Below are 10,663 nucleotides of genomic sequence, written 5' to 3' on the forward strand. Positions count from 1 at the left end.
GCAACTATTCGATGTCGCGCAGGTTCAACTGGAACCGGAAGTACCAGCGAACCGCACAGCAAATGACAGCTGCCGGAAACCGATGGCCATGATAAAGCGATTTGTTCTTGGTCATATGGCCATCTTATTCGACTGCCCTTGACAGCGCCCTCTCCCATGCAAAAGGTGGTCTTATATAGGGCCAGAGTGCTTTTCTTCCCCACAAAACGGACCTGCTGACAGTCGCGGAGCTATTTCCTTTACTTCCTTGACAATTTCACCATATTCGGGATAGGCTTGGCTGTTCCTTCGGAGAGATCTATGTCTACGGCAACCATTCAGGCGTCAGAGTTTTCACGGCTGCTTGTGCGTGCTGCGAAGATGCTGGATCGTACTGGTGCGCGAACTCCGGAAGCGATCCGCAAGGTCGTGGCGAGCTCAATGCAGGCGGATATCGGTCAGCTTCCCGCTAAAAATCAGCAGAGATTCGCACAGTCGATCGCGCTGTTCGCACAGGGCTTCGATGATGCGCTAACGGCCGTCGCCGACGCGGCGGGCGAGCTGACGCCGGCCACGAAGTCCGGAACGGGATCCAGCCGCCGTGTGCCCGCACAACGTGCCCGCTCGGCGCTGCATCACAGGGCCGGGCGCGATGCAGCCATGTCCTCCGACGAAGCGGAAATGTTCACAGAGGCGATGGCCGCCCGCGCGAAGCTCGCAAAGGAAGGCTCATTGCTCGAGCCTGCGGAATTCATGCGACGTGCGGGGGTCACGCGGCAGGCAATCAACCAGCGGCTGAAGACGGGATCGTTGTTCACCGTAGACGGTCCGAGCGGGGTCAGCTATTACCCGGCCTTTTTTTTGGACGAGAGCCTCGACCGGCGCACGGTTGCTCGCGTGTCTCGGGCGCTGAAAGAGCTTCCGGGCGCCAGCAAATGGGCATTCTTCACGAATCCGCGGCGCTCGCTGGGAGGCCTTACCCCGCTGGAGGTGATCGGCGGAAAGCAGCCCAAACGCAAGCAGGGCGGTGGCAGCACCCCGCTCGAGAAGGTCAACCTGTCGATGGTTCTGCGGGCCGCAGCCGGCTACGCGGAGGAATAGCGTTTGGCTGCTCGTGTCCTCAAGAATCCGGCAAGGAATTTCAGCACGCTTGAATTGCCAGTCGTAGTGATAAAAGCAAAGCGACTGGTCCGTATCTCGAGCTACAGCTCGGGTGAGCCGCATTTTGGGAAGACTGCAAGTCATCGGTTTGACGATCCCAAAAAGGAATATGGGACTAGTTACTTCGGCCTGAATCTGGCTACTGCTGTAGCAGAGTCTCTGCTTCATGATCTTGAGCCAGTGGGGGCCCGCTATCGGATCGCGGCTGACGAAGTGAAGCGGCGTTTCATCCATGCGTTTGACGGCGAAGATCTGACGCTCGCGGATCTGACAGGCCAAAGCATGAACGTGCTTGGCGCGCACGCGGGGCTTTTTGGTACGGCGAACTACAGCATTCCGATGCGCTGGTCCCGGGCGATCCACGCGCATCCGGCTGACGTGGAGGGGATACTTTACGTGTCGCGCATGATGGCCCCCAACCTGGCCGTCGTGCTTTTTGATCGGGGTGGGAGCATCGGGCTGACACAGCGCAAACCGTCCAGGGCATTGGCGAGTAGCGCAGCGTTCGCAAAGGTCCGAACGACGCTGCATATTGCGTATACATAACCACCGACGTTGCTCGCGTGCTTACGGACAATGCGTCGGCAGCAGACTTCAACACTCGCGACCTCTTGGGTGCGTGTGCCGGCAGACAGATCCGTTTCAACCGACGTGCTGCAGAGTGTTTTTGCGGCCTTTGTGCGGGGTTGCGCGAGGATACAGTCTCCGCGCAGCCCTGGCTCATAGGGAGCATGAGTAGGTCAGCCGGCGACAATTACGGCGGCGCGCTGCCGCCAGTGTCAAGGCCCCCGATGCGCGCACGGTCCCCACGACCACCGATACCGGCCTGTCGATCGCTATGCTGCAAGAAGATGCTCGTAGTACGGTCGGTCCCGGTCATCGAGCATTGCGTACATCGCCGCCGGATCCGATGCATCCGGGTTAAGCCATGCGTCAATGTGTTCGGGTTTGATGGAATGATGCACCGATCGTGACCGGCCGCCGCGATTTCCGGGAGGCTCATCTGTTATGGCCGAAAATGAGAGAAGGTCTGGTTCACCGGGGGCGCTTCAACGCGACCACAAACAGGCGACGTGCATCAGTTCGCCGTTGCTCGGGCGGAACTCTAGGACCACGTTTTCGTCTCGCTCATCCGTTTCAAGGAGCGTTCCCTCGAACTTCGCCCTGCTCACATTCTCGTAAAACACCTCGACAAGCAAAATGCCGTGCGTCTGACTAAAATACGGTTTCCAGAAGCCTTCCAGATTGTCACGACGGGCGTTGTAGGTCCCGGGGTATTTGACATCGTAAGACGCAGGTTTTCCAGCCATGCCGCACTGGTAACGCATCGGCTTCACAACCCGTTGCCCGTCTTCGATCACCATGACGGGCGCGCAGTGTCCCGGAAAAATGCGCCAGTCTCGCGGCTTAAGCCCGGTTCGCTGCAGGTCTTCGAGCTTGCCTTCGGTCCATGCAATCTTATCGGTGGCGATGCGCTGACTTTCAGTCGCTGCTTTGGTGACCTTTGTCTGCAGGATTCGTTCTGCATCCGGCAGACGCTTGCGCTGCTTGAAGAACTCCTGTTCGAGTCTGGCGGTCTGCCCGGCGTTGAACCGGCCGATTGAAGCCTTGATTTCGCGCTCGGCTTCAATTTACGGGTCACCAAACGCTTCTTCCATCGCCTTGGGTATCCTGGACTTGCTCGCGCGTTCGGCGCGTTCGAAAAACAGACGCGCGAACTCGTGGATGTCCATGGTGGCACCAAAGGTGCGCACAAATTTCTTGTAGTCCGCGATTACCTGTGCCGAGTAGCACATGAATGTCTCCCATGAATCTTGCGGCTCCGGTGCAAATAGGCGGTCTGTACGAGATTGTTGTTATCTAGAGGATGCCTCATCAAGCAGACAGGACGGCCTCCCGGACTGCGGGCGCAGTGGTATCTTTGAGGCCGAGCTTCGCGAGGCGGAATTGGCCCTTGCGAATGCGATGTACCAACTCAATACCAGAGGGCGTGATCGCTGCGTTCCTGAAACGTTTGAAGCCGAGCATGACTTTCGTCCGGGACTTGATGTTGCGCTGGTCCCGCTCGACCAGATTATTGAGATATTTCGAGGATCGGACCTTCGTGTCCTCAGGCAGCAAGCCATCGGCCTTCATCTCGCGCACGGGGCGGTGCGAGGCCGCATAGCCGTCAAGCGTGATGCTCTTCGGTGGCTGGCCCTGATGTCTGATTGCCTTCCTGAAAAAGGCTTTTGCGGCCTCCACGTCGCGCTTTGCACGGAGCATGAAGTCAACCGTCTGGCCCGCCCGATTCACCGCCCGACAAAGATAGACCCACTTGCCACGCAGCTTGAGATTAGTCTCGTCAACACGCCAGGACTGGCCGGAGGGCCTGCCGAAGCGATTCCACCGTTTGACGAACTCCGGCGCGAAGCGCCGCACCCAGCGCAGGATCGTCGTGTGGGCCAGCGACAGACCCCGTTCCGCCATCATTTCGACCAGATCGCGCAAGCTAAGCTTGTAGCGCAGGCACCAGCGAACACACAGAATGATCACATCGCGGTCAAAGTGACGGCCTGCAAACAGTTCGTCTAGGCTCTTCAGCTTGCTCATCGTCGGTTCTCAATCCGTTCAGCCCGACACCTTAACCGATTTGCCCACGCGCTATTTGCTCCAGATCCGGCATATCTACGGCTGTAGTAGCAAAACCGTCTGCATAGCAGACCCGCTCCTTGCGACGGATTCCGATGGCGCTGCATGGCGTCGTCAAGCTTTGCACGACGAACGCGATCAGGCGCTACTCGTGCTGGCGAGTTAGTTACGCTCGCGCCCAGCATACCTGGCTTACCTTGGCCCAAGCCGTGGATGCGGGCGGGCGCCGTGCGGTTGGATGCAGGCGCTGGCCCGCCTGCATCCAACCGCAGACGGGGCCGAGACCAATTTGATCGCCGCGATGCGCTATGCTACGTTGCAGGGCGGAGAGCGGACTCGCGCACTGTTCTGCTTGGCTGCCGGCGCATTGAGCGACGCGCCGGCAGCCGCCCTAGACGATATCGGCGCCGCCATTGAGATGGTACACGCCTGCACTCTGGTCCATGACGACTTGCCCGCAATGGACGACGACGTGCTGCGGCGCGGCCTGCCGACCGTCCACGTTCAGTTCGGCGAAGCGACCGCGATTCTGGTCGGCGATGCGCTGCAGGCGCACGCGTTTCTGACCTTCGCACAGCTGGACGCGCCCAGCGACACCCGTATCCGCCTCGTTCGCGAACTGGCGCAGGCTATCTCCACCGAGGGGGCGGCCGGCGGACAGGCCTTGGATCTCGCGCTGGTCGGAAAGCGTGTCGCTCCGGAACGGATCATCGCAATGCACAAGATGAAAAGCGGTGCGCTCGCGCGTGCCGCTGTACGCATGGGGGCGCTGTGCGCGCTACCGGAGAATTACGCGCATGATGCGTTGTACCGGGCGCTCGATCGCTTCAGTTCTGGCTTCGATTTGGCCTTGCAGGTGGTCGACGACATTCTCGATGTCACAGAGGGCACAGCGACGCTCGAAAAGACGTCCGGCAAGGACGCCGACGCGCAGAAGCCGACCTGCGTATCGATCATGGGACTGCAGGCATCACGCCAACGCGCGCTCGATCTGTACCGGGACGCCGAACAAACCATCGTCCCGCTGGGACCGCGCGCGCAACAACTGGAGCAGATGCTGCAGCGGGCTGCCGCGTGTCTGCGTTAGGCATGCGTTGCCTATGAGCCACGCGGATTCATGCGGGTTTCAGGCAGCGATGGGGTAATCGGCGGTATGGACTTCCCGTGCCCTGCCACTGACGGCGATTCGAGACTGAAGCAGACGCGCGCAGCCAAGAGGTCGGCGTTCCTATAGCGCCGGAATCGATGTGTGGCGCTGGTTCCAGCCCTGCCTGCGCCGCAGTCGGATTCACTCATCGCTTGCAGTGCCCATCAGGATAAGTCGATGTTGCAATCACTTCCCGAGCAAATACTCAGCGAACTTCGCCATCTTCTGGGCGAGATGAGTGATGGCGGGAGTGTCGGACCTTCTATCTACGATACTGCGCTGAATCTGCATTTCCAGGCTGATTCGAGCGAACAGCGCGAGGCGTATCGCTGGCTCCTGGCTCAACAGCATGCCGATGGAGGGTGGGGAAGTCCGGACTTCCCCTTGTTTCGTCACGCGCTGACGCTGGCGGCCTCGCTGGCCTTGCATCGGGCCGATCACTTCCCAGAGGGGGCTGATGCTGTGCGCGCCGCGCATGCATTCCTGTTACGACAGCCAGACCCCTATCTGCATGCAGTGCCCGAGGAGGCACCCATCGGAGTAGAACTGATCCTGCCGCAACTGTGCGACGAGGCCGGGTCCTTGTTGGCTGAACTGGCCATGCCGCGCTGCGCCCGCTGCGGCAATCCCGTCTAGACAGGCTCGCAGCCACGCCTGCGCTGCCAACCGGCCATTCGCTGTTGCATTCCTGGGAGGCGTGGGGTGGCTCGCCGGCCGAGGTGGAGCTGGATGCCAACGGCAGCATCGGCATCAGTCCCGCGGCAACGGCCGTCTGGCGCCATCGCGCTGTCGCAGAGGCGCTCGCTGCGCAGCGCGTCGGGCTTGCCGACGCCTATCTGCTCGCCGCAGCGCGCGACGCAGACGGGCATCCACGCGGTGGTTCCCAACGTCTGGCCGATCGATGTCTTCGAGCCGTGTTGGGTATTTTACACGCTGCATCTGGCCGGCCTGTTCTCTCATCCTGCGCTCGCCGACGAAGTAAGCAAAGGGATCGCACGGCTCGAGCGTTGCATGAGCGCACGCGGCTTGGGGCCGGCATTACACTTCGCTGCCGATGCGGACGACACGGCGATGGCTTTGTGCGTGCTGAGCCTCGCAGGGCGTGAACCGTCGGCCGAGCCGTTGCGCCAGTTTGAAAGCGGTGATCTGTTCGTCACCTTTCCCGGCGAGCGCAATGCCTCCGTGTCGACCAACATTCATGCGCTGCATGCCATGCGCAAGCTGGGGAGGCCCGCGCCCGGAGCCAGTGCCTTTGTTGAGGCGAACCGCACTGCGCGTGGCATATGGGAAAGCGACAAATGGCATGTGTCGTGGCTTTATCCGACCTCATATGCGGTAGCCGCGCTGGCGCATGCCAGTCCGCAATGGCGCGACGAGCGTACGCTGCTCGACGCGCAGCATAAAGATGGCGGTTGGGGGAGTGGTCGCTCCTGCACCTTCGAGGAAACGGCGTATGCCTTGTTCGCATTGCGGGTGAGCAGCGACAGAGAGGATCAGGTTGGCCGCCAGCGCATCTCCCAGGCGGTGGCGCGCGCACTGGACTGGGTGCTCGTAGGTTATGCGCCGCGGTCGGTTCCTCAGACCCGCTCTGGATCGGCAAGGAACTGTATTGCCCGCTGCGGGTGGCGTGTGTGGCCGAGCTCGCAGGTCTTTGGCTGGCGCATGGCTGGGCTCGGCATGCCCGCACGGACGAACCGGGGGGAGGCGCGGGAATGCAGGCGGAACGCGCACTAGACCAGGTCATGGAGTACGGCGGTCGCTTGACCGGCTTTACCGAGGAGCATGCGGCGGAAGCGATCAGGGGCGGCCAGTACATCCTGCAGAGCATCCATAGCGGCCTGCTTGGGGTCAGTGTGCGGACCGGCCGCGATCCGCGCGACGAAACGCTGATCCTGGCGTTCTATCGCGAACTGGCGTTGTTATTCTGGCTCGACGATTGCCACGATCGGGCGCTGCTTAACCCAAGCCAGCTTGCTGCCGTCGAACAGGCGCTCGGCCAGGGTACACCCTGCACAGTCGCCGGTTTCGAAGGGGGGAATGTGCCGCGCGCTAGCTTGGCTGGATTGGCCTACGATCCTCGCGACTACACGCACCTGCTTGCCGATACCCGGCATTATTGCGCCGCCTTGCGTGCGGGAAAGGCTTAGACGCAGGGTACCGAGGGCTGGTCGTATGCAGAACACCTGCAGAATGGCATCGATTCGATCGCCTACAAAAACGTGTTCTGCTGCCTGTCGTTGTTGTGGGGGTTGGACATGGCGAGCTGGCGCATGCGGCCGGATTTCTGCCATGCCTTACGGCTCATCTCCACGATAGGGCGTGTGCAGAACGATCTGCATGGGTGGGCGAAGGATCTGCGGGTGGGTGAAACGGACAATGTGGCGATCAGGCTCAATCGATGCTATCCCGATTTGCCTGTGCCCCAGTTTCTCAAGGACGAGTTGGCCGGCAATACGCGCCTGCTGCATCAGGTGATGGCGGAGGGAAGCTTTCCCGCGCCATGGGGACAGTTGTTCGACGTTATGCTGACCATTCGCACCCGGTACTACCAGACCTCAGTCAGTCGCTATCGCGACGGGGCCGAGGGCGCAGGCGAGGTCGGCCGGAATTCGTGGAGGCCAACGGGTTAAGCGGCGATCTGATTCGCAACTGGTTGCGGGTTTTCGAAAGGGATCGAGTGGTTGTGTTCGCAACGAGCGGATGATGCATGAAGTGCCCGACATGGCAAGATGTGCACTGCGAGGGGCATTGTCAACTTGTCGGCAGTGGCACGGACTACGGCGAAGAGTCAATCGCTCAGGAGACAGTCGACGGATTTTGAGCGATGCCGGTGAATTCGCGCCACGCAGCCAATCGGGATGCGAGTTGTTTGCGATAGAGCGAAGCACGTAGCAGGCGTCGCTTGAGCGCGAAGTGCTGCCGGATCAGGCCGAAGCTGGAGAGAAAATCCTGCGTGCGCTTCGGGCCGCGAAATCCGCGCATGCGCCGCTCACGTTCACGCGTAGGCTGATGACTATTCTCTGCCCGGTTGTTCACCCGGGCCGCAGCCGTGACGAACGCATGTTTCTGCAGCAGGATGTCGAGTTCGGCGCCGTGCTGGTCGACTGCCCGCCAAAGCAGATAAGGCTCACCGAACGTAACGAAGACTTCGTCAAGATGCCATGTGTGGCCAGGTTTGCGGCGAGCAGCTTTTACGCGATGTGCGAAGCCCGCGCCGAATTTGTCGCACCAGCGGCGGATCGTCTCGTAACTGACAACGACACTGCGCTCGAACAGCAGTTCTTCAATATCGCGCAGGCTAAGTTGGAAACGGAAATACCACCGAACCGCGAGACTAATGATCGTCGCCGGGAACCGGTGGCGGTGATCAAGCGATTTTCTCTTCTTCATCGTGACTTCTTACGTGACCACCTCGCTAACGTGACAGTGCCTTGGCGAGTGCTCCGTGATCGGATTGAAGATCGTGGACACCGAGTGTTTGCGCAGGTGCGAGAACATGGTCGGCAAAATGTCCCAGCTCGACAGCGTCATTCGCCATCAGGAAGCCTTGGTTGCCACGATCGATCCGGGCAGCGTTGCATACCGGATGGAGGAAAGCGACCTTCATGGCCTGCGCGCGGCCCGGGGGAAAGTGGCAAGGTGCATCTATCAGGAGAGGAAATGTCGGGCGCACTCGATGAATACCGCCAGGCGCTTCAGCGGCTTGAGGACGGTCAGCCTCAAGTCGTGCCAAAGGGAACGCGGATTACCAATGACGCAGTAGCTTTGGAGGCTGGCCGCGGGAAAGGCCGCATCAAAAGATCGCGGGCGATGTTCGTCGGCTTGATCGCGGAAATTGCGTCTGCTGCCGAGCGACAATCGAAGTCAAGCCACGATTCAGGACCGGCTCTCAAGGCCGCGAAGGATCGGGCCGGGCAGTACAGAAGGCTTTGGGAAGAGGCGCTCGCGCGGGAGGCATTGCTATTGATGGCGCTTCTGGAGTCCGCCGGGAAATGGCTTGGCTAACGGGCGAGAAAGTTTTGCCTATTCGCCAGCGCCGTGAGGATTGACTACGATAATCAACGTCGATAACGAAAGGAAATCCTCATGGCCAATATAGAGCCCGACACAAAACGGTTGAGTTCAACGAGACGATAGCTTGACCCAAGCGCGCCCGGGTCCGGCGCGTTCGCGTGTTCGAGCAGCGCGAGGTCCCGTCTCGGCCGAGGCCGTGTAAAAACTTCTGGGCCGGCAGGCCGGAAGAGCACCTGTGAGACCGCGTCAGCGCAGTTCCGGTTTGCCAGCGACTGACCGGATCGCGTTATGCGAGCAATCATGGTCAGGCGTGAGAGCATGCGCCTGCCAGCTTCATCGCTTGCAATGTCTTTCAAATCCGAGAATCCCGATGACGCGCTTGAGGTTGTATGCCAGCACATGCAAGCTCATTTCAGTCGATACGTGCCCGAGCCTGCGCGTCTGGAAGCGGGTTGAGCCCATCCAGTGCTTCAGTGTGCCGAACACGTGTTCGACCGTTCGACGTCGTATTGTCATGGCGTCAAGCTGGCGATCGAGTCTGAGTTGCATTCTCTCGAGTACCGCTTCGTGTTCCCACCGGCGAATGCGTCGGTGACCATGACAAACTTCTGTCGCTCATTGCCCAGCGCATCGCTGACGGTCGGGTACTAAGCCTGATCAAGGCGATGCTTAAAGCCGGCAGTTTCGGCAAGGGTCGTCTCTTTCCGAGCGAGCGTGGAACGCCGCAAGGTGGGGTCGCTTCACCGCTGCTCAGCAATATTCTCCTGACGCCGTTTGATCGGGAGATGCGGCGCAAGGGCTACCAGCTTACCCGTTACGCGGATGACTGGGTGATCACCTGTTCATCCCAGGCAGAAGCGCGCGCAGCCCTCGCGGCGGCGACGAAGATTCTGAGCGCACTGGGTGTGCATCTCCATCCGCAGAAGACGCGGATCGTGCATGTCCGGTTTGGATTCGAGTTTCTCGGCTACAAGATCAAGCGTGGGCGGCAGTTATCGCTGCCCTCCGCCAAAATCCGCAGTGGCGCCCGGTCGGGTGCGCTGTACGCGTACCCCCGGGAGAAATCGGTCCAGCGCTTCATGGATCAGGTGCGTCGTCTTACACAGCGATGTGTGCCGCTTCGAACACGGGAGCTGATTGGAAGGATCTCGCTTGAGCTACATCCGGACAAGACGAGGCTGCTGGAGTTCGGCCGCTATGCAGCGGTCAACCGCCAGAACCGGGGTCTTGGCCGACCGGAGACCTTCACCTTTCTGGGTTTCATCTTTATCTGCGGCAGGTCTCGTCGCGGGGCTTACCAGTTACAGCGGAAGACCCGAGGGGATCGCATGCGGGCGAAACTCAGGCAGATCAAGGAGGCGCTACGGAAGCGCATGCACGAACCAACTCCAGCGCAAGGGCAATGGCTCAGGCAGGTGGTCCGCGGATACTTCGCGTATCACGCGGTGCCTACCAACTCGCGGGCACTCGTCGCATTCCGACATCACGTCACCGATCTATGGCGGCGCACGCTCCGGCGGCGCAGTCAGAAGGACGCTATGACGTGGGAGCGAATGCGACGACTCGCCAATGTCTGGCTTCCGCTCCCTCGAATCCTTCATCCATGGCCTGATCGGCGCTTCGCCGTCAAACACCCGAGGTAGGAGCCCGGTGCCCGAATTGGGCACGCCGGGATCTGTGCGGGGGGGGGGGGGGGGGGGGCCCGTAATGGGCAACCCAAACCCAAACCCC

The 10,663-nt window shown here is 60.7% G+C and carries 12 protein-coding genes and 3 pseudogenes; 9 read left to right on the forward strand and 6 right to left on the reverse strand.

What is annotated here, in order from left to right; all coding sequences use genetic code 11:
• Positions 1–7: 7 nt before the first annotated feature.
• Positions 8–115: pseudogene (locus AB4Y34_RS39375) on the reverse strand (IS6 family transposase); the annotation flags it as partial.
• A 185-nt stretch (positions 116–300) separates the two neighbouring features.
• Here AB4Y34_RS39375 and AB4Y34_RS39380 point away from each other — a divergent pair.
• Together AB4Y34_RS39380 and AB4Y34_RS39385 are read left to right on the forward strand one after the other, a co-directional pair.
• A complete protein-coding gene (locus tag AB4Y34_RS39380) occupies positions 301–1,080 on the forward strand; it encodes a hypothetical protein (protein WP_176369538.1) in 780 nt (259 codons plus the stop codon).
• A gap of 3 nt (positions 1,081–1,083) precedes the next feature.
• Entirely contained in the window at positions 1,084–1,686 is a 603-nt protein-coding gene (locus AB4Y34_RS39385) for an RES family NAD+ phosphorylase (RefSeq protein WP_368719080.1), read from the forward strand.
• Between the two features lie 290 nt (positions 1,687–1,976).
• On the opposite strand, the pseudogene AB4Y34_RS39390 reads toward AB4Y34_RS39385, so the two are convergent.
• Both AB4Y34_RS39390 and AB4Y34_RS39395 read right to left on the reverse strand, forming a co-directional pair.
• Positions 1,977–2,936, reverse strand: a pseudogene (locus tag AB4Y34_RS39390) (SOS response-associated peptidase family protein).
• A 79-nt stretch (positions 2,937–3,015) separates the two neighbouring features.
• Entirely contained in the window at positions 3,016–3,732 is a 717-nt protein-coding gene (locus AB4Y34_RS39395; protein WP_368719081.1) for an IS6 family transposase, read from the reverse strand.
• A 277-nt stretch (positions 3,733–4,009) separates the two neighbouring features.
• Here AB4Y34_RS39395 and AB4Y34_RS39400 point away from each other — a divergent pair, with 277 nt between their 5' ends.
• The 5 genes from AB4Y34_RS39400 to AB4Y34_RS39420 all read left to right on the forward strand — a co-directional run bounded on the left by AB4Y34_RS39400 (position 4,010) and on the right by AB4Y34_RS39420 (position 7,548).
• Positions 4,010–4,858: a polyprenyl synthetase family protein gene (locus AB4Y34_RS39400; RefSeq protein ID WP_368719082.1), complete on the forward strand. Its 849-nt coding sequence runs from the start codon at positions 4,010–4,012 to the stop codon at positions 4,856–4,858.
• A gap of 237 nt (positions 4,859–5,095) precedes the next feature.
• The gene (locus AB4Y34_RS39405; protein ID WP_217910935.1) at positions 5,096–5,554 is read left to right on the forward strand and encodes a hypothetical protein; all 459 of its coding nucleotides are present in this window, start codon (positions 5,096–5,098) and stop codon (positions 5,552–5,554) included.
• Positions 5,555–5,647: 93 nt separating this feature from the next.
• Complete coding sequence (locus AB4Y34_RS39410; protein ID WP_368719083.1) at positions 5,648–6,652, forward strand: hypothetical protein; 1,005 nt, start codon at positions 5,648–5,650, stop codon at positions 6,650–6,652.
• A 26-nt stretch (positions 6,653–6,678) separates the two neighbouring features.
• On the forward strand, positions 6,679–7,065 hold the full coding sequence (locus AB4Y34_RS39415) for a hypothetical protein (protein ID WP_368719084.1): 387 nt from the start codon (positions 6,679–6,681) through the stop codon (positions 7,063–7,065).
• Between the two features lie 36 nt (positions 7,066–7,101).
• Positions 7,102–7,548: a hypothetical protein gene (locus tag AB4Y34_RS39420; RefSeq protein WP_368719086.1), complete on the forward strand. Its 447-nt coding sequence runs from the start codon at positions 7,102–7,104 to the stop codon at positions 7,546–7,548.
• Positions 7,549–7,714: 166 nt separating this feature from the next.
• Here the strand turns inward: AB4Y34_RS39420 and AB4Y34_RS39425 are convergent, their stop codons facing one another.
• Together AB4Y34_RS39425 and AB4Y34_RS39430 are read right to left on the reverse strand one after the other, a co-directional pair.
• Positions 7,715–8,308 carry a transposase gene (locus AB4Y34_RS39425; protein WP_368719085.1) on the reverse strand — a complete coding sequence of 198 codons (594 nt, stop codon included), beginning with the start codon at positions 8,306–8,308 and terminating at the stop codon, positions 7,715–7,717.
• Between the two features lie 25 nt (positions 8,309–8,333).
• Positions 8,334–8,525 (reverse strand): hypothetical protein, encoded by a 192-nt coding sequence (locus AB4Y34_RS39430; protein ID WP_176369534.1) that lies wholly within the window; start codon positions 8,523–8,525, stop codon positions 8,334–8,336.
• Positions 8,526–8,578: 53 nt separating this feature from the next.
• Between AB4Y34_RS39430 and AB4Y34_RS39435 the strand changes: the two genes are divergently transcribed.
• Positions 8,579–8,923: a hypothetical protein gene (locus tag AB4Y34_RS39435; RefSeq protein WP_176369533.1), complete on the forward strand. Its 345-nt coding sequence runs from the start codon at positions 8,579–8,581 to the stop codon at positions 8,921–8,923.
• A 342-nt stretch (positions 8,924–9,265) separates the two neighbouring features.
• On the opposite strand, the pseudogene AB4Y34_RS39440 reads toward AB4Y34_RS39435, so the two are convergent.
• Positions 9,266–9,523: pseudogene (locus tag AB4Y34_RS39440) on the reverse strand (transposase); the annotation flags it as partial.
• A 17-nt stretch (positions 9,524–9,540) separates the two neighbouring features.
• Here AB4Y34_RS39440 and AB4Y34_RS39445 point away from each other — a divergent pair.
• On the forward strand, positions 9,541–10,575 hold the full coding sequence (locus AB4Y34_RS39445; protein ID WP_368719087.1) for a reverse transcriptase domain-containing protein: 1,035 nt from the start codon (positions 9,541–9,543) through the stop codon (positions 10,573–10,575).
• Positions 10,576–10,663 lie beyond the last annotated feature (88 nt).

Origin of the sequence: Paraburkholderia sp. BR10954 (assembly GCF_040965775.1) — a bacterium.
GTDB classification, from domain to species: Bacteria; Pseudomonadota; Gammaproteobacteria; order Burkholderiales; family Burkholderiaceae; genus Paraburkholderia; species Paraburkholderia youngii.

Coding starts and splice junctions, on each gene's coding strand:
- AB4Y34_RS39435 (WP_176369533.1), top strand. CDS start 8,579: ATGTCGGGCGCACTCGATGAATACCGCCAGGCGCTTCAGCGGCTTGAG.
- AB4Y34_RS39380 (WP_176369538.1), top strand. CDS start 301: ATGTCTACGGCAACCATTCAGGCGTCAGAGTTTTCACGGCTGCTTGTG.
- AB4Y34_RS39400 (WP_368719082.1), top strand. CDS start 4,010: ATGCAGGCGCTGGCCCGCCTGCATCCAACCGCAGACGGGGCCGAGACC.
- AB4Y34_RS39405 (WP_217910935.1), top strand. CDS start 5,096: ATGTTGCAATCACTTCCCGAGCAAATACTCAGCGAACTTCGCCATCTT.
- AB4Y34_RS39395 (WP_368719081.1), bottom strand. CDS start 3,732: ATGAGCAAGCTGAAGAGCCTAGACGAACTGTTTGCAGGCCGTCACTTT.
- AB4Y34_RS39410 (WP_368719083.1), top strand. CDS start 5,648: ATGCCAACGGCAGCATCGGCATCAGTCCCGCGGCAACGGCCGTCTGGC.
- AB4Y34_RS39425 (WP_368719085.1), bottom strand. CDS start 8,308: ATGAAGAAGAGAAAATCGCTTGATCACCGCCACCGGTTCCCGGCGACG.
- AB4Y34_RS39430 (WP_176369534.1), bottom strand. CDS start 8,525: ATGAAGGTCGCTTTCCTCCATCCGGTATGCAACGCTGCCCGGATCGAT.